This window comes from Microbacterium sp. LMC-P-041 (assembly GCF_030209555.1).
GTDB lineage: Bacteria > Actinomycetota > Actinomycetes > Actinomycetales > Microbacteriaceae > Microbacterium.
This window is the reverse complement of the sequence record NZ_JARVRV010000001.1, coordinates 751,860-771,648: the sequence shown is the minus strand read 5'-3', so window position 1 is coordinate 771,648 and position 19,789 is coordinate 751,860. Positions and strand designations below refer to the sequence as shown.

Below are 19,789 nucleotides of genomic sequence, written 5' to 3'. Positions count from 1 at the left end.
AGTAAGCGGATGCGACTCAGCGGCCGCGGAACTCCGGCGTGCGCTTCTCCTGGAACGCCGCGAACCCCTCGCGGTAGTCGTCGGTGTCGCACAGGGCGGCCTGGGCGGCGTTCTCGAGATCGATCGACTCCCACAGCGCCAGGCGCTCGTCGCGGATCCTGGCGACCAGCTGCTTGCTCGCCAGGAAGGCGGCGGTGGCGCCACGCGCAGCGGTCGCCGCGGCATCCGTCGTCGCCTGCACGACCTCGTCGTCGGGCAGCACCCGGGAGAAGAGCCCCGCTGACACGGCCTCGGTGCCGCTCATCAGCCGACCGGTGTAGATGAGGTCGAGTGCCCGGTGCGCCCCGAGACGTTCGACGAAGAGGGCGTGGCCGCCGGAGTCGAGAGTGGCACCGAGCGCGGCGAACGGTGACCCGATCTTGGCCGACTCTGCGACGTACACGACGTCGGTGGCGATGAGGAGTCCGAGGCCGACGCCGAGACAGGCGCCGTGCGCCACCGCGAAGGTCGGGGCGGGGAACCGCGCCATCCGCTGCAGCAGCGGGGTCACGAGCCCGCCGAGATACCCGATCACGTCGTCGTCACGGGGGTCGACGCCCGAGATGTCGCGACCGGCGCAGAAGGCCCGGCCCTCGCCCCGCAGCACCAGCGCGCGCACTCCCGCGGCATCCGCCTCGTCGTAGGCGCGGCCGAGATCGCGGAGCGCCTGCTCGTCGAGTGAATTCCGCTTCGTCGGCGCATTCAGGACGACGGTGGCGACGTCGTCGGCGACGGTCAGATCGATCATCCGATGCTCCTCAGACGTCGTAGTCGACCACGATGCGGTCGCTCGTGGGGTGGGATTGGCAGGTGAGGACGTAGCCGCGCTCGAGCTCGTCGGGCTCCAGCGCGTAGTTCTCCGTCATCGTCACGCTGCCCTCGATGACCCTCGCACGGCAGGTTCCGCAGACGCCGCCCGCACACGCGAACGGCGCATCGGGTCGCACCCGCAGAGCGGCGTTGAGCACGGACTCGTGCGCGTCGACCGGACTCTCGACGGTCGACGAGACGCCGTCGAGATTCACCTCGATGCGGATCGTCTTCTCGCCCGCGCGCACCTCGACAGGGCGGGCGGCGCGCGCCGGCTCGTCACCCGTCGTGAAGAGCTCGAAGCGGATGTGCTCACGCGGCACGCCGACGTCGGCGAGCACCTCTCGGCACAGGTCGACCAGCGAGAGCGGTCCGCACAGGAACCATTCGTCGACGTCGGTCGGATCGATGAGCGCCCCCAGGATGGTGCGCAGCTTCTCCTCGTCGATGCGTCCGGAGAGCACGGGGGCCGTGCGCTGCTCGCGGGACAGCACATGGTGCAGCGTCAGGCGCGTCGGGTAGCGATCCTTGAGGTCGGCGAGATCCTCGAGGAACATCACGTCGAGCGTCGAGCGGTTCGTGTAGAGCAGGGTGAATCGAGAGGTGTCCGAGCGCGTCAGCACGGTGTGGGCGAGAGCCATCAGCGGCGTGATGCCGGAACCGGCCGCGATGCCCACGACGTGACGCTGATCGAGATCGTCGAGCCCGGACGTGAACGTGCCCTGCGGACTCATCACGTCGATCTCGAAACCGGGGTGAAGGCCCGTCTGCGCCCAGGTCGAGAAGAGACCGCCCTCGTCGCGCTTCACGGCGACGCTGAGCCGGGTCGGGACACCGGCGGCGATCTGCTCGGCCGTGCGGTGCTCGGGTGCGCGGCACAGCGAGTACGACCGGCGCACCTCCGTGCCGTCGAGCGACGTGCGCAGGGCGACATACTGGCCGGGCAGGTGGTCGTAGTCGTCGGCGAGGTCGGCGGGAACCGAGAAGGTCACCTCGACCGAGTCGTCGGTCAACGGCCGCACCTCCTCGACGGCGAGGGTGTGGAAGCGCGCGCGCTTCTTCGTCGGTGCGGCGGCTCGACCAGGCGACGGCGCGGGCGCGGGACCGGAGAGGGCGAACAGCGACATCAGTGCACCTTGAAGTGGTCGAAGGGTTCGAGGCAGGCGCGGCATTCGAACAGCGCCTTGCACGAGGTCGAACCGAAGCGCGAGACCTCGCGGGTGTCCAGCGAGCCGCACCGAGGGCACCGCACGCTGATCGCGAGGCGGATCGGGCCGGACGAGATCGCCGAGCGCCCGGTCGGAGGCGCGATGCCGTACTCGGCGAGCTTCTGCCTGCCGGCATCCGACATCCAGTCCGTCGTCCATGCGGGGGAGAGCACGAGCCGGACCTCGACCTGTGAATATCCCGCGGCGGTCAGGGCGAGGATGACGTCGTCGCGGATCGTGTCCATCGCCGGGCACCCGCTGTAGGTCGGGGTGATGTCGACGCGCACCACGTCGCCGTCGACGGTGACCGCGCGCAGCACGCCGAGGTCCTCGATCGTCAGCACGGGCACCTCGGGGTCGGCCACGGCCGCGGCGATCCGCCAGGCGGTCGACCGGTGCGCGGTCTGCAGCGTGCCGGTCACCATGATGCTCCCGGATGCCGTCGCGCCAGGACCTGCATCTCCGCGAGGACATGGCCGAACGGACTCGCGTGCGCTCCTCGCCGTCCTCCGGCCGAGGATGCCGCGACGGCGGGAAGCGTCAGCTCGGCCTCGGCGAAGACGGCGGCGACGACGGCGTCGAAGCCCGCTCGCAGCGTCGACGGACGCGCCGCGGCGTCCCCGAGGCGGTCGATCAGGGGCTCGTCGCGGAAGAGCTCGTCGGCATACGGCCAGACGTCGCCCAGCGCGCGGATCATCCGTCGCCGGGATTCGTCGGTGCCGCCGGCGAGCCGCAGCACCCATTGCACCGCGTGGTCGCGGTGGTAGTCGACCTCTTTGAGGGACTTCTCGGCGATCGCCGCGAGGGTCGGGTCGCTGCTCGCCCGCAGGGCCGAGTACAGCTCGAACATGTAGGTCGACACGACGAACTGGCGGGCGATGGTCTGCGCGAAGTCGCCGTTGGGCTGCTGGACGATCCAGGCGCAGCGGAACTCCGGCTCGTCGCGAAAGTACGCGAGATCGTCTTCGGAGCGTCCGTCGAAAGACCCCGCGAAGTGCAGGAACGAGCGGGCATGCCCGAGCAGGTCGAGCGCGATGTTGCCGAGGGCGACGTCCTCTTCGAGTTCGGGCGCGCGGGAGATCCACTCACCGAGCTGCTGCGACAGGATCAGCGCGTCGTCGCCGAGCCAGAGCGCGTACTCGGCGATGTCGGCGGATGCCGCCGCGGAGCCGGTTCCGGTGAGCTCGTCACCGAGCCGCAGCTCGTCGACCGAGACGTCCCCGTGCGGGTCGCCGTGGATATCACCCTGGATGTGGCTCACAGGTGCGGCACCCCCTCGGACGCCGTGTAGTACACGGCGTGCCGATAGTTCTTGCCGGCGGGGCTCTCGAAGTAGGCGCCCTTCGCGTCGGGGTCGCTGGTCGTGATCGCCTCGGCGGGCACCGCCCAGATCGACACGCCCTCGCCGCGTCGCGTGTAGAGATCGCGGGCGTTGCGGATGGCCATGTCGGCATCCGGCGCGTGCAGCGATCCGACGTGGACGTGGCTCAGGCCGCGGTTCGCGCGGACGAAGACCTCCCAGAGCGGCCAGGGCTCGCGGGCGTCGGCACCGGGCGTCGCCATCACGCCACCGCCTTCGTCTTCAGCGCCTGCTTGCGGGCGTACTCGGCCGCAGCCTCGCGCACCCACGCGCCGTCCTCATGGGCCGTGCGGCGGCGTTCGAGACGCTCGGCATTGCAGGGGCCGTTGCCGCGCAGCACCTCGAAGAACTCATCCCAGTCGATCTCGCCGATCACGTACTGGCCGGTCTCGTCGTCGAAGCGCAGATCAGGGTCGGGCAGGGTCACGCCGAGGATCTCGGCCTGGGGCACGAGCATGCTGACGAAGCGCTGACGCAGCTCGTCGTTCGTGAAGCGCTTGATCTTCCACTTCATCGACTGCGCGGAGTTGGGGGACTGGTCGTCGGGCGGACCGAACATCGCCAGGCTCGGCCAGTACCAGCGGTTCACGGCATCCTGCGCCATCTTCTTCTGCTCGTCGGTTCCCTGCATCAGCGACAGCAGGATCTCGAATCCCTGGCGCTGATGGAACGACTCCTCCTTGCAGACGCGCACCATCGCGCGGCCGTAGGGCCCGTAGGAGGCGCGGCACAGCGGCACCTGGTTGCAGATGGCGGCTCCGTCGACGAGCCACCCGATCGCCCCCATGTCAGCCCAGGTGGGCGTCGGGTAGTTGAAGATCGACGAGTACTTGGCCTTGCCGCTGATGAGCTGATCCATCATCTCGTCGCGCGTGATGCCGAGCGTCTGTGCGGCGGAGTAGAGATAGAGTCCGTGCCCCGCCTCGTCCTGGACCTTGGCCATCAGGATCGCCTTGCGCTTGAGGCTCGGCGCCCGGGTGATCCAGTTGCCCTCCGGCTGCATGCCGATGATCTCGGAGTGCGCGTGCTGCGAGATCTGACGGATCAGCGTCTTGCGATAGGCATCGGGCATCCAGTCGCGAGGCTCGATGCGCTGCTCGTTCGCGATGAGCTCGTCGAACAGGCGCTCGTCGTCGGACAGCTCTCCGTCGACGAGGGAGAGATCTGCGGGGCTGGTCATCATCGACTCCTCGGTTTCCGATCCGCTTTACTGACCGGTCGTTAGGTAATTCTGACACGGAGGTCGTCGCGGCGCAAGGAAGACCCCGATGCGGCGCTCGGCGAGATGCTCGGAGAGTCGCTCAGCGAGAGCGGGAGACGAGGTCGAGGAGGGCTCTGCCGTACGCCTCGGAGGGATCCGGATGCTCGAAACGCAGGGACTCGCCGGCGATCTCGACCTCGACCACGAAGGTGTCGGAGAGGCGGCTCAGCACCCGGAAGGTGCCGCGCAGCAGCTCGCGCAGCTGATCCTCGCGGGGGAGCCACACCGCGTCCGCGAGGGTCACGGCGTCGAGCGCCCACTCCGTCGTGCCGTTGAAGGCGAGGTCCGTGCCGCTCGGGGTCTGGCGGGCCTCGATCGTCATCTCGCTGACCGTGAAGACATCGGCTTCGGCCTCGAGCTCGACATCGTTCGGAAGGTCGAGCTGAAAGCGGTCGCCCTCGGCGGGATGCCACACGAGTCCGGCGTCGCGCAGGGATACGGCCAGTTCTCGCGTGATCATCGTCCCACGCTAGACGACGTCGCCGAGGCTCGGCTCGAATCCGCCTGTGGATGGTGGCGCACCGGGTGTCGGAGGCATCGGGCAGAGTGGAGACATGACTTCTCCCGCCTCTGTCGACACCCGCACCGCTGCGCTCTCGGCCCTGCGCGAGCTGGTCGGCCGCCCGGACGCCGACTTCCACGACGGTCAGTACGAGGCGATCGAGGCGCTGGTCGAGGGGCGCCGCCGCGCGCTCGTCGTGCAGCGCACCGGGTGGGGCAAGTCGGCTGTGTACTTCGTCGCGACGCTGCTGCTGCGCCGCCAGGGGGCAGGGCCGACCGTCCTCGTCTCGCCGCTTCTCGCGCTGATGCGCGATCAGATCGCCGCGGCCGAGCGGGCAGGCGTTCGAGCGGTGGCGATCAACTCGACCAATGCGCACGAGTGGTCGGAGGTCATGGAGCAGCTCGACCGAGACGAGGTCGATGTGCTGCTCGTCTCTCCCGAACGACTCAACAATCCCGCGTTCCGCGAGCAGCAGCTGCCGGCGCTCGTTCGACGGATCGGCATGCTGGTGGTCGACGAGGCGCACTGCATCAGCGACTGGGGGCACGACTTCCGCCCCGACTACCGGCGACTGCGCGACCTCATCGAGCAGATGCCGCCCGAGGTGCCCGTGCTCGCGACGACGGCGACCGCGAACAGCAGGGTCGTGGCCGACGTCGCCGAGCAGCTCGGCACGGGAGGGGCGTCGGATGCCGCCGGCTCCGAGGTGCTCACGATCCGCGGCCCGCTCGCGCGCACCTCGCTGCGTCTCGGCGTCCTGCGTCTGCGCGACTCCGCCAGCCGGCTTGCGTGGCTGCTCAGTCATATCGACGACCTGCCCGGTTCGGGCATCATCTACACCCTGACGGTCGCGGCCGCGGTCGACACCGCCCGGCTGCTGCGCGATCACGGGCACGACGTGCGCGCGTACACCGGACAGACCGACACCGACGAGCGCACCGAGTCGGAAGGGATGCTGAAGCGCAACGAGGTCAAGGCCCTCGTCGCCACGAGCGCGCTCGGGATGGGCTTCGACAAGCCGGACCTCGGTTTCGTGCTGCACCTCGGCGCGCCGTCGTCGCCGGTCGCGTACTACCAGCAGGTCGGCCGTGCCGGTCGTGCGAGCGAGAGCGCCGACGTGCTCCTGCTGCCCGGCGTCGAAGACCGCGACATCTGGCACTACTTCGCGACCGCGTCGATGCCGGATCGGGAGCGCGCCGAGCGGGTGATCGCCGCACTCGGCGATCAGCCCATCTCGACGCCCTCGCTCGAGGCGGTGGTCGACATCCGGCGTACTCCGCTCGAACTGCTGCTCAAGGTTCTCGACGTCGACGGCGCGGTGCGCCGGGTGCAGGGCGGGTGGGTCGCGACGGGACAGCCGTGGGCCTACGACGCCGAGCGCTATGAGCGCATCGCGGCCGAGCGTCGCGCCGAGCAGCAGCACATGATCGACTACGAGCAGACCGACGGATGCCGCATGGAATTCCTCCAGCGCTCACTCGACGACGACACGGCTGCGCCCTGCGGGAGATGCGACAACTGCGCCGGCATCTGGTTCCCGAGCGAGATCGGCGAATCGGCGACGACGCAGGCCGCGGAATCGCTCGATCGCGTCGGTGTCCCGGTCGAGCCTCGTCGCGCCTGGCCGACCGGAGCCGACAAGCTCGACGTGCCGGTGAAGGGGCGCATCCCCGCGGGGGAGCAGGCCGGAGAAGGGCGCGCACTCGCCCGTCTCACCGACCTCGGCTGGGGCGGCACGCTGCGCGAGCTCTTCGCGGCGGGAGCCCCTGACGCGGTGGTGACGCCCCAGGTCCTCGGCGGCTGCGTGCGCGTGCTCGCCGACTGGGGGTGGACCGAGCGCCCCGTCGCGGTCGTCGCCATGCCGTCGCGATCGCATCCGCTGCTCGTCGACTCACTCGCCCGCGGGATCGCCGAGATCGGCCGCCTGCCGTATCTCGGTGCGCTCGACCTCGTGAACGGCGGGCCGACGGGCCAACCCGGTGGCAACAGCGTGTTCCGGCTGGCAGGTCTGTGGGACAGATTCAGCGCGCAGGGCCTCGACGTGCCGACCGGTCCCGTGCTGCTCGTCGACGATCTCGCCGACAGCCGCTGGACGCTCACGGTCGCCGCGCGCACGCTGCGCCAGGCGGGGGCGAGCGACGTGCTCCCGTTCGTGCTCGCGCTGCGCGGCTGACGGCGGGGACACCCGGCTCGAGCCCTACCGCAGGTCGTAGACCCGCTGGTATTTGCCCTCGCTCCGGGGCAGCGTGCCCGGCTCCTCGACCGTCACGTCGACGCTGGTGCCGATGTGCATCTTGATGCGGTGGGTGAGCACCGCAGCGGCGGCATCGCAGTCCTCGGCACTCAGCGACGGGTGTCGCTCGATGCGCACGGTCATCGTGTCGAGCTGCCCGACGTGGTGCAGCTCGAGCACGAAGTGCGGGGTGAGCGTCTCGATGCCCATCACCAGCTCCTCGATCTGGGTGGGGAAGAGGTTCACGCCGCGCAGGATGATCATGTCGTCGTTGCGGCCGGTGATCTTCTCCATGCGTCGAAGCGCCGGATAGGTGGTTCCCGGCAGCAGGCGCGTCAGATCGCGCGTGCGATACCGGATCACAGGAAAAGCCTCTTTGGTCAGCGACGTGAAGACGAGCTCGCCGAGCGCATCGTCCGGCAGCCGTTCCCCGGTCTCTCCGTCGATGATCTCGGGCAGGAAATGGTCCTCCCAGATGTGCGGGCCGTCTTTCGTGAGCACGCTCTCGCTCGCGACCCCCGGCCCCATCACCTCGCTGAGCCCGTAGATGTCGACGGCATCGATGTTCAGTCGCCGCTCGATCTCACGACGCATCTCGTTCGTCCACGGCTCGGCGCCGAGCACCGCGACGCGCAGCGACGTGGTCGTCGGATCGATGCCCGAGGCTTCCATCGCGTCAGCGATCGTGAGCAGATAACTCGGCGTGCAGAGGATGGCATCCGGTTCGAAATCCGTGATCAGCTGCACCTGCCGGGCGGTCTGCCCTCCCGACACCGGGATCACGGTCGCTCCGAGACGCTCGATCCCGGCATGCGCGCCGAGTCCGCCGGTGAAGAGCCCGTAGCCGTAGGCGTTGTGCACCTTCATCCCCTCGCGGATGCCCGCGGCGTGCAGCGACCGCGCCACCAGGTCGCTCCACCGGTCGAGGTCTCCTTCGGTGTACCCGACGACGGTCGGCCGCCCCGTCGTGCCCGACGACGCGTGGACGCGTCGCACGTAGGCCATCGGCACGGCGAACATGCCGAACGGATAGCTCTCGCGCAGGTCGGCCTTGGTGGTGAACGGCAGACGCCGCACGTCGTCGAGGGTGCGCACATCGTCGGGGTGCACGCCGTGCTCGTCGAACTTGCGGCGATAGGTCGGCACGTTCTCATAGGCATGCCGGACGGTCCACTGCAGGCGCTGCAGCTGCAGCCGCGCCAGTCGTTCAGGCGAATGAAGCTCGGCCTCGGCACCGATCTCGGCATGTGTTGCGGTCATCGTCGACTCCTTCGTCGGGGACAGAGCAGTGAGCGTGCGTGCGCTCAGGCGGGGTGCGACCGGTTCGTCGTGAGCGAGCGGCCGCGGACCTCGGCGACGACATCGCCCGATTCGTCGGTCACCGTCACGTCGTACAGGCCGTTGCGTCCGCTGACGACACGGCGCACCGCGCGCGCTGTCAGTCGCTGGCCGGCGGTCGTGGATTTCAGGAACGTGATGTCGGCACCACCCGCGACCGTGACGCGATCGTCCTCGTTGCAGGCGATCGCGAAGGCGGTGTCGGCGAGGGTGAACACCAGTCCGCCATGCGTGATGGCGAACCCGTTCAGCATGTCGTCGCGCACGGTCATCGAGACGACGGCCTCTCCGGGGGCGTCCTCCTCGACGGTCATGCCGAGCATCTGCGATGCGGCATCGCGTTGCATCATCTCTCTCATGCGGCGACGACCTCGGGTGTCGGCTGCTTGTTCACCAGCGTGAGCACGTCGTAGGTGGCGACGAGCTCGTCGCTCTGATTGCGGATCACCGCGTCCCAGCGCACCTCTCCGTACTCGTCCGTCTCACGCGGCGTGATCTGCTTCGCGGTCAGCTCGACGCGGATCGTGTCGCCGGGGGAGACCGGCGTGATGAATCGCAGGTTCTCCAGACCGTAGTTCGCGAGCACGGGTCCGGGCTCCGGATCGACGAAGAGACCGGCGGCCCACGAGACGAGCAGGTAGCCGTGCGCGACCCGTCCGGGGAAGAACGGGTTCGCGGCGGCGGATGCCTCGTCCATGTGGGCGTAGAACGTGTCGCCCGTGAAGTGCGCGAACGTCTCGATGTCGGCGAGGGTCACCTCGCGCGAGCCGGAGACGATCTGGTCGCCGATGCGGAGTTCCGCGAGCGACTTGCGGAACGGATGCCGACCGTCGCTGCGCGCGGCCGCCCCCGCGTGCCAGACACCCGTCAAGGCAGTCAGCATCTCGGGCGAACCCTGCACTGCCGTGCGCTGCATGTGATGCAGCACCGCGCGGATGCCGCCGAGCTCCTCACCGCCGCCGGCTCGACCGGGGCCGCCGTGCACGAGGTTGGGCAGGGGCGATCCGTGCCCGGTCGACGATCGTGCATCGTCGCGGTCGAGCAGCAGCATCCGGCCGTTGAACGGTGCGATGCGCGTGGCGAGCTCCACGGCCTGCGCCGGGTCGTGCGTGGCGATGCTGGTGACCAGCGAGCCGCCACCTCGGGCGACGAGCGCTGCGGCCTCGGCGATGGTGTCGTACGTGAGCAGCGACGACACGGGGCCGAAGGCCTCGATCGAGTGCGCCGCGTCGGACTGCGAGTCCTCGAAGCGCAGCAGCAGCGGCGACACGAAGGCTCCGTCGGGTGCGGTGCCGGTGCTGCCGTCTGCGCGACGGACCTCGGGAGCATCCGTCGTCCCGACGACGACCTGCCCGCCCGCCGCCTGCAGGCGATCCACCTGGCGCAGCACCTCATCGCGCTGCCCCGTCGAGGCCAGGGGACCCATGGTGACGCCCTCGGCGCGGGGGTCGCCCAGCACGGTCTTCTCGGCGAGGCGCGCCTGCACGGCGCCGATGATCGCGTCGGCCGAGCCCGCCGGCACGATCGCACGCCGGATGGCCGTGCACTTCTGGCCGGCCTTGCTCGTCATCTCGGTGACGAGCTGGCGCACGTACACGTCGAACTCCGGGGTGCCCTCGATCGCGTCGGTGCCGAGCACCGAGGCGTTGATCGAGTCGGTCTCGGCGGTGAACCGCACACCGCCGGTCTGCACTGCGGCGTGGGCTTTGAGGCTCTCCGCGGTCGACGCGCTGCCGGTGAACCCGACGATGTCGCCGAGCCGCAGGTTCTCGAACAGGTCAGGCACGCTGCCGCTGACGAGCTGCAGCGATCCGTCGGGCAGCAGTCCCGATTCGACGAGGATGCGCACCATCGCCTCGGCGACGTAGCCCGTGGGCGTCGCGGGCTTCACGAGCGTCGGCATGCCGGCGAGGAACGCGGGTGCGAACTTCTCGAGCGAACCCCACACCGGGAAGTTGAACGCGTTGATCTGCACAGCGACCCCGGGGAGCGTCGTGTAGACATGACGACCCAGGAACGACCCGTCCTTCGACAGCGGCTCCACGGGGCCGTCGACATGCACGCGGCTGTTCGGCAGCTCGCGGCGACCCTTGCCCGAGTACGAGAAGAGCACGCCGATGCCGCCGTCGATGTCGACCCACGAGTCGGCCTTCGTGGCGCCGGTACGGGCGGACAGCGCATACAGCTCGTCCTTGCGCTCGGTGAGAGCGAGAGCGAACTGCTTCAGCAGCACGGCTCGCTGGTGGAACGTGAGCGCACCGAGGCTCTTCTGCCCGACGGAGCGGGCGTACTCCAGTGCCCCGGCCAGGTCGAGGCCCGCGGACGACACGACGGCGACGACGTCGCCGGTGGACGCATCGCGGACCTCTGAGGATCGCGTCGGTGACGACGGCGTCCACCACTCGCCCTGGACGTAGCTCGGCAGATACTCGGTCATCTCTCCTCGTTCCATGCGTAGAACCCTTCGCCGCTCTTGCGGCCCAGCTTTCCCTCGGCGACCATGCGGCGCAGCAGTTCCGGTGCAGCGAATCGCTCGCCGAGCGTGCGCTCCAGCTCTTCCGCGATGCCGAGGCGCACATCGAGCCCGACGATGTCGGTGGTGCGCAGCGGACCCATCGGATGCCGATACCCCAGCGTCATCGCGGCATCGATGTCGGCGGCCGAGGCGACGCCCTCCTCGAGCATCCGGATCGCCTCGAGGCCGAGCATCACGCCCAGCCGCGACGACGCGAAGCCCGGGGAGTCGCTGACGACGATCGGCGTCTTGCCGAGGGCGGCCACCCAGGCGGTGGCGCTCTCGACGACCGCCCGGTCGGTCGCTGCGCCGCGCACGACCTCGACCAGGGCCGATGCGGGCACCGGATTGAAGAAGTGCAGGCCGAGGAATCGCTCCGGATGTCTGCGGCCCGCAGCGAGATCGTCGATCGAGATCGACGAGGTGTTGCTCGCCAGAACCGCCGACGGGGGCAGCACGGCTTCGGCCCGGGACAGCGCGTCCTCCTTGAGGGCGCGATCTTCGGGAACCGCCTCGATCGCGAGGTCGACCGCGGCGAAGGCTCCGGGATCGACGCCGGTCGTGATGCGCCCGGTCAACTCGGTCTCGTCGAGCGAGGGGTCGCGGTCGACGGATCTGCGGATGCTGTCGCCGATGCGGGTCAGCGCCGCGTCGGCGCTCTCCTCATCGCGCTCGATCACGCTGACGTGAGATCCGGCGAGCAGGAACGCATGTGCGATGCCGGCTCCCATGCGGCCGCCTCCGAGCACGCCGACCCGATTCGGGGCGCTGCCGATGTCGCTCATCGTCTCTTCTCCAGGAAGTCGGTCATGCGGCGGATCTTCTCGGGCGACTCGAACAGCTCGGCCTGCAGTTCGACCTCGATCGCCGGGTGGCCTGCTCGCGGAGTGCGCAGAGCGCGTTTGGTGTGCTGCGTCGCGAGGGGATCGTTCGCCGCGATGCGATCGACGATCCGGTGTGCGGCCGCGAGCAGCTCGGCGGCCGGATGGAGCGACGACACGAGTCCCCACCTCAACGCCTCCTCGGCATCCAGAGCTCGGCCGGTGAGGAGCAGCTCGCTCGCCCTCGCGTCTCCGACGATCTCGGGCAGGCGCCAGGTCGCGCCGGCTGCGGCGATGATGCCGAGCCCGGTCTCGGGGTTGCCGATGCGGAGGGACGGCGTCGCGATGCGGATGTCGGCGGCGTAAGCGAGTTCGGCTCCGCCCCCGAGCGCGTATCCGTCGAGTGCGGCGATCACCGGCATCGGGAGATCGTGGACGCGGATGAATGCGGTCGCATTGATGGCGCGCCGGGCGTCGTCGGCGGTGCGATCGCGCAGCTGGGCGATGTCGGCGCCCGCCGCGAAGACGCCGTCGGTGCCGGTGATGATCAGCGTGCGCGGCGTCCGCTCGAGCAGCGCGCAGAGGTCGTGCAGCGCGTCGATCGTCGCCTGGTCGATGGCGTTGCGCTTCTCGGGCCGGTCGAGCGTGGCGATCACCCGGTCTCGATGCTCCTCGATGCGCAGAGTCATGTCAGACGCTCCACGATCATCGCGGTGCCCTGACCCACGCCGACGCACATCGTGGCCAGACCGAAGCGCGCGTTCTCGCGCTCGAGTCGGCCGAGCAGTGTGACGATGAGTCGGGATCCGCTGGAGCCGAGGGGATGGCCGAGTGCGATGGCTCCGCCGTCGGCGTTGACGATCGACGGGTCGAGTCCGAGGCGGCGGATGCAGGCGAGGGACTGCGAGGCGAAGGCCTCGTTGAGCTCGACGGCACCGAGGTCGCCGACCTGCAGGCCCGCCTTCGCGAGTGCCTTCTGTGTTGCCGGCACGGGACCCAGGCCCATGATCTCGGGAGCGAGCGCGGCGGTCGCCGAGGCGACGATCCGTGCGCGCGGACGAAGGCCATGTCGCTCGACCGCTTCGGTGCTCGCCACGATGATCGCCGAGGCTCCGTCGTTCAAGGAACTGGAGTTGCCCGCCGTGACGACCTGGCCGCCTGCGACGACCGGACGGAGTGCGGCCAGCGCGTCGAGCGTGCTGTCCCTGCGCGGGCCTTCGTCGGTGTCGACGAGTCCGCGGCCCGTCTCGACGCCCACGATCTCGGGGGCGAGGCGTCCCCCGTCGATCGCCGAGATGGCGCGCTGATGGCTCAGAAGCGCGAAGGCGTCGGCATCCGCTCTGGTGATCCCGTCGATGCGTGCGACCTCTTCGGCGGTCTCGGGCATCGAGAACGTGGCCTTGTCGCGGGCGCTCAGCCGCGGGTTCGTGAAGCGCCAGCCGATCGATGTGTCGAAGGCCGCGCCGGGCTTGGCCCATGCCCGCTCGGGCTTCGCCTGCACCCAGGGCGCGCGTGTCATGGACTCGACGCCCCCGGCGACGATGAGGTCGGCGTCCCCTGCGCGTACGGCGTTCGCGGCGAGTGCGATGGCTGACATCCCCGAGGCGCAGAGGCGGTTGACGGTCAATCCGGGGATCGAATCGGGGAGGTCCGCGAGCAGCACGGCCATCCGTGCGACGTTGCGGTTGTCCTCGCCCGCCTGATTCGCGGCGCCGAGGATCACCTCGTCGATGTCGTCCGCGGGGATGGTGGCTCGCGAGACTGTGGCGGCGACGACGAGGGCCGCCAGATCGTCCGGACGGATGCCGGCGAGTGCGCCTCCGTAGCGACCGACGGGGGTGCGGACCCCGTCGACGAGATAGGCCTCGGACATCGTCATCCTCTCGAACGCCCACGCTGGCGATAATTTCAGACCGATCGGTCAGGAATACGATCTCAGATCCTTCCGCGAATGGCAACTCATCCGGACTGACAGACTGGCCCCATGGCAGAGCCCGGAATCCAGGCGCCGGCCCCCAAGCGCGGCCGGCCAGGTTATGACCGCGAGCAGGTGCTCGCGGTCGCCGTCAAGGTCTTCAACGAGCACGGCTACGACGCGACGAGCGTGGCCGACCTCAGCGCGACGCTGGGGCTGACGAAGTCGGCGCTCTACCATCACTTCGAATCGAAGTCGGCGATCCTCGAGCTCGCGCTGAACGATGCGCTCGATGCGCTCGAGGCCGTCGTCGATGACGCGACCGCGCAGCACTCGCTGGCCTCCGACCGGCTGCGGGCGATCATCCGGGGCGCGGTGCGGGTGCTCACCGAGAAGCTCCCCTCGGTGACGCTGCTGCTGCGCGTGCGGGGGAACGGCGATGTCGAGACCTCCGCGCTGGTGCGCAGACGTGCGTTCGACCAGCGCGTGACCGCGATCGTGTCGGAAGCGCAGACCGAGGGGCTGATTCGCGACGACGTCGATGCGGCGGTCGCCACCAGGCTGATCTTCGGAATGATCAACTCGGTCGTCGAGTGGTATCGACCCGGGGGTCCCGTCGATCCCGACGAGCTGGGGGAGGACATCCTGCGGGTGAGCCTCGACGGGCTGCAGTCCCGCTGAGCGGGCTCAGTCGTCGGCCGGCGCCACGCGGGGAGGCCAGCTGGTCGCTCCGAGCTCGCGGGAGATGTTGCGCGCCGTCTCGCGCAGCGCGTTGAGCACCGCGTCCGAGGCGGGCGCCTGCGATGTGGGCATCACGACGGCGACCGCGGCGACGATGTCGTTCGACGCGTCGGCGACCGGCGCGGCGACGGACGACTCTCCGAGCACGGCCTCATCGGTCTCCGAGGCGCTGCCCCGCTCGGCGATGGCCGGCAGGTCGAGCAGCAGTCGGGCGACGTCGGTGATCGTGTCCCCGGTGAGGCTGTGCAGCGGCCGCTCGAAGACGGTGCGCTGGAAGCCGAGGTCGTGCGCCAGCAGGACCTTTCCCATCGCGGAGGCATGCGCGGGGATCGCCACGCCGGTCTCGAGCATCTGCTGGCTGTCGTCCGGACGCAGGTCGTGGTGGATCACGAGCACCTCGTGGAAGTGCGGCGCCCCGAGGCGCACCGGCAGGTTCGTGCGGCGTGCGAGCTCCTGCGTCCACCGCATGGCTCTGGCCCGGACGTCGAGGGTGTCGAGGTAGACGTTGCTCAGCCGCAGCAGGGTGGGACCGAGCATGTAGCGCTGCCCGCCGCGCTCCTTCGCGACGAGTCCGTGCTCGCGCAGGGACTTGACGATCCCGTGCACGGTCGACGGGGGAAGGCTCAGGGCGAGCGCGAGATCCGTGATGCCGAGATGGCGCGCACCCTGCAGCAGCTCGAGCACTTTCGCTGCGCGATCGATGGCTTGGATCATCGCGGCTCCTCTCTCCGGATCGTCGTCGAGCCGGGCGGTCGCATCGGTCGTCAGGTCGATCTTGACAACTCGACTGCGCCCGAGCATATTCGACATTGACGAATAACTTTCCAATATTGCGAAAGAGCGCCGCCGTAGAGATCAAAGGAGATCGAACGATGAAGAAGCTCATCAACAACCCCGCCGATGTGCTGGTCGAGTCGCTGCGCGGCGTCGCACTCGCGCATCCGGAGCTCTCGGTCGACCTCGAGACGCACGTGATCACCCGCTCGACGCCGAAGGCGGAGGGGAAGGTCGCGATCGTCTCGGGTGGAGGGTCCGGCCACGAACCGCTGCATGGGGGATACGTGGGCCTCGGCATGCTCGACGCCGCCGTCGCCGGCGAGGTCTTCACCTCGCCCACCCCCGATCGAGTGCAGGCCGCCACGAAGGCCGTCGATCGCGGGGCCGGTGTGCTGCACATCGTGAAGAACTACACGGGAGACGTGCTCAACTTCGAGATGGCGGCGGAGCTCGCCTCGATGGAGGGCATCGAGGTCGGCACCGTGATCGTCGATGACGATGTCGCCGTGCAGGACTCGCTCTACACGGCAGGGCGTCGTGGCGTCGGACTCACGGTGCTGCTCGAGAAGCTGGTCGGCGCCGCGGCTGAAGAGGGGCAGGATCTCGATGCCGTCGTCGCCCTCGCGAAGCGCATCAACGGACAGGGGCGGTCGATGGGCATGGCGCTCACCAGCTGCACGGTTCCCGCAGCGGGCAAGCCGACGTTCGATCTGCCCGAGGACCAGATGGAGATCGGCATCGGCATCCATGGCGAGCCCGGTCGGCACCGGGAGCCACTGGCGCCGGCATCCGAGATCGCCCGGCAGCTCGTGGAGCCGATCCTCGCCGATCTCGACGTCTCAGGTCCCGCCATCGTGATGCTCAACGGCATGGGCGGATCCCCGTTGATCGAGCTGTATCTGATGTACGGCGAGGTGGCCGCGCTGCTCGAGCAGGCGGGAGTGCAGATCGCCCGCAACCTGGTCGGCGACTACATCACCTCGCTCGACATGGCCGGCTGCTCGCTCACGGTGCTGAAGGCCGACGACGAGCTGCTCAGGCTGTGGGACGCACCCGTCAACACCCCCGGACTGCGGTGGGGGGCATGATGGCGGCGATCGACACCGCGGCCCTGGCCGACTGGATCCGGCGGTTCCGCGACGTCATCGCCGAGAAGCGCGAATGGCTCACCGAGCTGGACTCGGCGATCGGAGACGCCGACCACGGCGCGAACATGGCCCGTGGCATGGATGCGGTCGTGGCGAAGCTCGACTCGGGTGTGCCCGACACGGTCGACGAGCTGCTCAAGACCGTCGGCATGACTCTCGTGAGCTCGGTCGGAGGCGCCAGCGGGCCGCTCTACGGCACGCTGTTCCTGCGGATGGGGATGGCTGCAGGGCCCGTGACCGAGCTCGATGGCGCCGGACTCGGCGGCTCGCTGCGTGCCGGCCTCGATGGCATCGTCGCTCGCGGCAAGGCCGAGGCCGGCGACAAGACCATGTTCGACGCCATGGCGCCCGCGGTGGACGCGTTCGACGCCGCGATCTCCGGAGGGGGAGACCTGTCTGCCGCGACGGCGGCGGCCGCAGAGGCGGCATCGTCCGGTCGGGATGCCACCGAACCGCTCGTCGCCCGGAAGGGACGTGCGAGCTATCTCGGGGAACGCAGTGCCGGCCATCTCGACCCCGGTGCGGCGTCGACGACGCTGCTGTTCGAGTCCCTCGCCCAGGCGACCGCGGAATCCTCCTGATGATCGGCATCGTCGCCGTCTCCCACAGTGCTCGACTCGGGGAGGCGGCGCTGGAGCTCGCCCTGCAGATGGTGCAGGGCGGGGGAGCGCGAGTGAGAGTCGCCGCAGGCGCCGGAACGGATGCCGACGGCGCGCCCGTCCTCGGCACGGATGCCGTCGCTGTCGCCGCGGCGATCGACGAGCTGGCCGCCGACTGCGACGGTGTCCTGGTGCTGATGGATCTCGGCTCCGCAGTGCTGAGCGCCGAGCTCGCGCTGGAGCTGCGGACGAGCGATGTGCCGGTGCGCCTCGCCCCCGCGCCGTTCGTGGAAGGGCTGCTGGCGGCCGTCGTGTCGGCCGCTGCCGGCGCATCGCTGGACGTCGTCGCGGGGGAGGCGTCGATCGCGCTCGCCGCCAAGAGCAGCCAGCTCGAGGACCCGTCGACGGAAGCCGCTCCGATCGAGTCCGCATCGACCGACCGGTCGGGTGCCGTGACGCGGACGGTGGTCGTGCGCAATGCGCTCGGTATCCACGCGCGACCGGCGGCTCTGATCGCCGAGGCATCTGCGGGCATCGATGTGCGACTGCGTCGACTGCCCGACGGGGCTGAGGCGTCGGGTGCGAGCCTGTCACGACTGCTGATCCTCGGTGCCAGGCAGGGCGACCGGATCGAGCTGTCGGCACTCGGGCCCGACGCCGAGGGGGCGCTCGACCGACTGGTGGCCCTGTTCGACGACGGATTCGGTGAAGGCACGGACGTCGACGCCGTCGCCTCGGGGTCGGTCGGGGCGCACGCTGCAGAGGCAGCCCTCGAGTCCCCTCCCGTCCGGGCAGGCGACGTGCTGCGTGGTCGCGGCGTGAGCTCGGGCAGGGTCGCCGCCGAGGCCGTGCTCCTCGCCGCGCCCGTGCGTGAGCCGGAGGAGAGCACCGTCGTCGCGCCTGGTGATCGGGAGGCCGAGGCATCTGCGATCGAGTGGGCCGCAGTGGCGGTGGCAGACCAGCTGCGGGCGCGCACGAGGGCGGCGACCGGCGAGGCTCGGGCGATCCTCGACGCGTCGCGTCTGCTGGCCTCCGACCCCGAACTGGTGGCCGAGGCGGCGGACCTCGTGCGGTCGCGGGGTCGAACGGCCGCGCGGGCGATCTGGGAGACATCGGCGGCGCACGAGAAAGGACTCGCGGCTCTCGGTGGGCGGATGGCCGAGCGAGCGGCCGACATCCGCGACGTCCGTGATCGGATGATCGCGGAGATCCTCGAGGTCGAGATGCCGGGCGTTCCCGAGCGTGAGGAGCCTTTCGTGCTGGTCGCGTCGGATCTCGCCCCCGCGGACACGGCAGCCTTGGAAGGCGGCAACTGCGTCGCGCTCGTGACGCAGCAGGGCGGCCCCACCTCGCATACGGCGATCATCGCCCGGTCGCTCGGAATCCCCGCTGTGGTCGGAGTCATCGGCGCGACCGGGATCCCGCGCGGTGCGGTCGTGCTCGTCGACGGCGATCGGGGCACGGTCGAGGTCGACCCGAGCACCTCTCGCGTCACCGAGGCGAAGGCCGCGTCGCTCGTGGTGCCGTTCGACGGCGAGGGGGTGCTCGCCGACGGACGGCGCATCCCGCTCCTCGCCAATGTCGGGGGAGCGGCCGAGGCCGTCGTGGCCGCTGCCTCGAAGGCCCAGGGCGTCGGTCTCTTCCGCACCGAGTTCTGCTTCCTCGACCGCGCCGACGCACCGACGATCGAGGAGCAGGTCGACGCCTACCGAGGTGTCCTCGCCGCGTTTCCGGGGCAGAGGGTCGTGGTGCGCACGCTCGATGCCGGCAGTGACAAACCGCTGCCTTTCGCGAACTCCGACGCGGAGGACAATCCCGCCCTCGGCGTGCGGGGACTCCGGATCGCGCGACGGGCCCCGAAGCTGCTGGACGATCAGCTCAGGGCACTGGCGCTCGCCGCGGGGGCGGAGTCGGCACTCGTCGAGGTGATGGCTCCGATGGTGGCCACGGTCGATGAGGCACGCGACTTCGCGGAGCGTGCGCGAGAAGCCGGTCTGGAGACTGTGGGGGTGATGATCGAGACGCCCTCCGCCGCGCTCCTCGCGTCGGAGATGCTCGAGGTCGTCGACTTCGTGAGCATCGGGACCAACGACCTCGCCCAGTACGCGCTCGCGGCTGATCGACTGCTCGGAGAGCTGGGCGATCTGAACGATCCGTGGCAGCCGGCCGTGCTGCGACTGATCGGGCAGGCGGGTGCGGCCGGACGCCGGTGGAGCCTGCCGGTGGGGGTATGCGGCGAGGCCGCTGCCGATCCCGCTCTGGCCGCCGTGCTCGTGGGGCTCGGCGTCACGTCGCTGTCGATGACACCCCGTGCGCTGGGTCGAGTCGCGGCGGCGCTCGCGGGCGTCACGGGCGAACAGTGCGATGCCGCTGCGCAAGCGGTCCTGAGAGCAGCGACGGCTGTCGATGCCCGCGCCGCCGCAGCCGCCGTACTCAACGGAGAGTGACGCGGTCGTCGCGTCGACGACATATGCGCTGTCCGGCATCATTCTGATCTCGACATGCACGGGCTCCTGGTCGAG

At 69.9% G+C, this 19,789-nt stretch carries 19 protein-coding genes; 5 read left to right on the top strand and 14 right to left on the bottom strand.

Annotated features, from left to right (window positions below):
* Positions 1–16: 16 nt before the first annotated feature.
* The 7 genes from QRN21_RS03685 to QRN21_RS03655 all read right to left on the bottom strand — a co-directional run bounded on the left by QRN21_RS03685 (position 17) and on the right by QRN21_RS03655 (position 5,138).
* Entirely contained in the window at positions 17–787 is a 771-nt protein-coding gene (locus QRN21_RS03685) for an enoyl-CoA hydratase/isomerase family protein (RefSeq protein ID WP_056277458.1), read from the bottom strand.
* A 10-nt stretch (positions 788–797) separates the two neighbouring features.
* The gene (gene paaE / locus QRN21_RS03680; protein WP_285363148.1) at positions 798–1,976 is read right to left on the bottom strand and encodes a 1,2-phenylacetyl-CoA epoxidase subunit PaaE; all 1,179 of its coding nucleotides are present in this window, start codon (positions 1,974–1,976) and stop codon (positions 798–800) included.
* The gene (paaD, locus tag QRN21_RS03675; protein WP_285363147.1) at positions 1,976–2,482 is read right to left on the bottom strand and encodes a 1,2-phenylacetyl-CoA epoxidase subunit PaaD; all 507 of its coding nucleotides are present in this window, start codon (positions 2,480–2,482) and stop codon (positions 1,976–1,978) included. The genes paaE and paaD overlap by 1 nt, the downstream gene beginning before the upstream one ends.
* Entirely contained in the window at positions 2,476–3,318 is an 843-nt protein-coding gene (gene paaC / locus QRN21_RS03670) for a 1,2-phenylacetyl-CoA epoxidase subunit PaaC (protein WP_056277468.1), read from the bottom strand. The genes paaD and paaC overlap by 7 nt, the downstream gene beginning before the upstream one ends.
* Positions 3,315–3,620, bottom strand: coding sequence for a 1,2-phenylacetyl-CoA epoxidase subunit PaaB (paaB, locus tag QRN21_RS03665; protein ID WP_056277472.1), 306 nt, complete (start codon positions 3,618–3,620; stop codon positions 3,315–3,317). Before paaB ends, paaC begins: the two co-directional genes overlap by 4 nt.
* The gene (gene paaA / locus QRN21_RS03660; protein ID WP_285363146.1) at positions 3,620–4,597 is read right to left on the bottom strand and encodes a 1,2-phenylacetyl-CoA epoxidase subunit PaaA; all 978 of its coding nucleotides are present in this window, start codon (positions 4,595–4,597) and stop codon (positions 3,620–3,622) included. Before paaA ends, paaB begins: the two co-directional genes overlap by 1 nt.
* 121 nt (positions 4,598–4,718) lie before the next feature.
* Positions 4,719–5,138 carry a pilus assembly protein CpaE gene (locus QRN21_RS03655; RefSeq protein WP_285363145.1) on the bottom strand — a complete coding sequence of 140 codons (420 nt, stop codon included), beginning with the start codon at positions 5,136–5,138 and terminating at the stop codon, positions 4,719–4,721.
* A 94-nt stretch (positions 5,139–5,232) separates the two neighbouring features.
* On the opposite strand from QRN21_RS03655, the gene QRN21_RS03650 reads away from it, so the two are divergent.
* Entirely contained in the window at positions 5,233–7,353 is a 2,121-nt protein-coding gene (locus QRN21_RS03650) for a RecQ family ATP-dependent DNA helicase (RefSeq protein ID WP_285363144.1), read from the top strand.
* A gap of 24 nt (positions 7,354–7,377) precedes the next feature.
* Here the strand turns inward: QRN21_RS03650 and paaK are convergent, their stop codons facing one another.
* From paaK to QRN21_RS03620, 6 genes are read right to left on the bottom strand one after another with little or no spacing between them, the layout of a single operon-like run.
* The gene (gene paaK, locus QRN21_RS03645; RefSeq protein ID WP_285363143.1) at positions 7,378–8,673 is read right to left on the bottom strand and encodes a phenylacetate--CoA ligase PaaK; all 1,296 of its coding nucleotides are present in this window, start codon (positions 8,671–8,673) and stop codon (positions 7,378–7,380) included.
* Between the two features lie 44 nt (positions 8,674–8,717).
* Complete coding sequence (paaI, locus tag QRN21_RS03640; RefSeq protein ID WP_082297754.1) at positions 8,718–9,101, bottom strand: hydroxyphenylacetyl-CoA thioesterase PaaI; 384 nt, start codon at positions 9,099–9,101, stop codon at positions 8,718–8,720.
* Positions 9,102–9,106: 5 nt separating this feature from the next.
* The gene (gene paaZ, locus QRN21_RS03635) at positions 9,107–11,188 is read right to left on the bottom strand and encodes a phenylacetic acid degradation bifunctional protein PaaZ (protein ID WP_285363142.1); all 2,082 of its coding nucleotides are present in this window, start codon (positions 11,186–11,188) and stop codon (positions 9,107–9,109) included.
* The gene (locus tag QRN21_RS03630; protein WP_285363141.1) at positions 11,185–12,051 is read right to left on the bottom strand and encodes a 3-hydroxyacyl-CoA dehydrogenase family protein; all 867 of its coding nucleotides are present in this window, start codon (positions 12,049–12,051) and stop codon (positions 11,185–11,187) included. Before QRN21_RS03630 ends, paaZ begins: the two co-directional genes overlap by 4 nt.
* A complete protein-coding gene (locus tag QRN21_RS03625; protein ID WP_056277488.1) occupies positions 12,048–12,776 on the bottom strand; it encodes an enoyl-CoA hydratase/isomerase family protein in 729 nt (242 codons plus the stop codon). The genes QRN21_RS03630 and QRN21_RS03625 overlap by 4 nt, the downstream gene beginning before the upstream one ends.
* Positions 12,773–13,960, bottom strand: coding sequence for a thiolase family protein (locus QRN21_RS03620; RefSeq protein ID WP_285363140.1), 1,188 nt, complete (start codon positions 13,958–13,960; stop codon positions 12,773–12,775). The genes QRN21_RS03625 and QRN21_RS03620 overlap by 4 nt, the downstream gene beginning before the upstream one ends.
* A gap of 111 nt (positions 13,961–14,071) precedes the next feature.
* Between QRN21_RS03620 and QRN21_RS03615 the strand changes: the two genes are divergently transcribed.
* Positions 14,072–14,683, top strand: a complete 612-nt coding sequence (locus QRN21_RS03615; RefSeq protein WP_053095438.1) for a TetR/AcrR family transcriptional regulator — start codon at positions 14,072–14,074, stop codon at positions 14,681–14,683.
* Positions 14,684–14,689: 6 nt separating this feature from the next.
* Here the strand turns inward: QRN21_RS03615 and QRN21_RS03610 are convergent, their stop codons facing one another.
* Entirely contained in the window at positions 14,690–15,457 is a 768-nt protein-coding gene (locus QRN21_RS03610) for an IclR family transcriptional regulator (protein ID WP_053099028.1), read from the bottom strand.
* Between the two features lie 158 nt (positions 15,458–15,615).
* On the opposite strand from QRN21_RS03610, the gene dhaK reads away from it, so the two are divergent.
* The 3 genes from dhaK to ptsP are packed head-to-tail and all read left to right on the top strand — an operon-like array spanning position 15,616 to position 19,714.
* Positions 15,616–16,608, top strand: a complete 993-nt coding sequence (dhaK, locus tag QRN21_RS03605; RefSeq protein WP_056277499.1) for a dihydroxyacetone kinase subunit DhaK — start codon at positions 15,616–15,618, stop codon at positions 16,606–16,608.
* Positions 16,608–17,249 (top strand): dihydroxyacetone kinase subunit DhaL, encoded by a 642-nt coding sequence (dhaL, locus tag QRN21_RS03600; RefSeq protein ID WP_285363139.1) that lies wholly within the window; start codon positions 16,608–16,610, stop codon positions 17,247–17,249. Before dhaK ends, dhaL begins: the two co-directional genes overlap by 1 nt.
* Positions 17,249–19,714 (top strand): phosphoenolpyruvate--protein phosphotransferase, encoded by a 2,466-nt coding sequence (gene ptsP / locus QRN21_RS03595; protein ID WP_285363138.1) that lies wholly within the window; start codon positions 17,249–17,251, stop codon positions 19,712–19,714. Before dhaL ends, ptsP begins: the two co-directional genes overlap by 1 nt.
* Positions 19,715–19,789: the final 75 nt, after the last annotated feature.

What these genes read in the sequence shown, in the direction of transcription:
- QRN21_RS03610 (WP_053099028.1), bottom strand. Translation starts at nt 15,457, where the DNA reads ATGATCCAAGCCATCGATCGCGCAGCGAAAGTGCTCGAGCTGCTGCAG.
- dhaL (WP_285363139.1), top strand. Translation starts at nt 16,608, where the DNA reads ATGGCGGCGATCGACACCGCGGCCCTGGCCGACTGGATCCGGCGGTTC.
- QRN21_RS03625 (WP_056277488.1), bottom strand. Translation starts at nt 12,776, where the DNA reads ATGACTCTGCGCATCGAGGAGCATCGAGACCGGGTGATCGCCACGCTC.
- QRN21_RS03655 (WP_285363145.1), bottom strand. Translation starts at nt 5,138, where the DNA reads ATGATCACGCGAGAACTGGCCGTATCCCTGCGCGACGCCGGACTCGTG.
- QRN21_RS03685 (WP_056277458.1), bottom strand. Translation starts at nt 787, where the DNA reads ATGATCGATCTGACCGTCGCCGACGACGTCGCCACCGTCGTCCTGAAT.
- paaD (WP_285363147.1), bottom strand. Translation starts at nt 2,482, where the DNA reads ATGGTGACCGGCACGCTGCAGACCGCGCACCGGTCGACCGCCTGGCGG.
- QRN21_RS03615 (WP_053095438.1), top strand. Translation starts at nt 14,072, where the DNA reads ATGGCAGAGCCCGGAATCCAGGCGCCGGCCCCCAAGCGCGGCCGGCCA.
- paaE (WP_285363148.1), bottom strand. Translation starts at nt 1,976, where the DNA reads ATGTCGCTGTTCGCCCTCTCCGGTCCCGCGCCCGCGCCGTCGCCTGGT.
- QRN21_RS03650 (WP_285363144.1), top strand. Translation starts at nt 5,233, where the DNA reads ATGACTTCTCCCGCCTCTGTCGACACCCGCACCGCTGCGCTCTCGGCC.
- paaB (WP_056277472.1), bottom strand. Translation starts at nt 3,620, where the DNA reads ATGGCGACGCCCGGTGCCGACGCCCGCGAGCCCTGGCCGCTCTGGGAG.
- QRN21_RS03630 (WP_285363141.1), bottom strand. Translation starts at nt 12,051, where the DNA reads ATGAGCGACATCGGCAGCGCCCCGAATCGGGTCGGCGTGCTCGGAGGC.
- paaA (WP_285363146.1), bottom strand. Translation starts at nt 4,597, where the DNA reads ATGACCAGCCCCGCAGATCTCTCCCTCGTCGACGGAGAGCTGTCCGAC.
- dhaK (WP_056277499.1), top strand. Translation starts at nt 15,616, where the DNA reads ATGAAGAAGCTCATCAACAACCCCGCCGATGTGCTGGTCGAGTCGCTG.
- QRN21_RS03620 (WP_285363140.1), bottom strand. Translation starts at nt 13,960, where the DNA reads ATGTCCGAGGCCTATCTCGTCGACGGGGTCCGCACCCCCGTCGGTCGC.
- paaK (WP_285363143.1), bottom strand. Translation starts at nt 8,673, where the DNA reads ATGACCGCAACACATGCCGAGATCGGTGCCGAGGCCGAGCTTCATTCG.
- paaI (WP_082297754.1), bottom strand. Translation starts at nt 9,101, where the DNA reads ATGATGCAACGCGATGCCGCATCGCAGATGCTCGGCATGACCGTCGAG.
- paaZ (WP_285363142.1), bottom strand. Translation starts at nt 11,188, where the DNA reads ATGACCGAGTATCTGCCGAGCTACGTCCAGGGCGAGTGGTGGACGCCG.
- ptsP (WP_285363138.1), top strand. Translation starts at nt 17,249, where the DNA reads ATGATCGGCATCGTCGCCGTCTCCCACAGTGCTCGACTCGGGGAGGCG.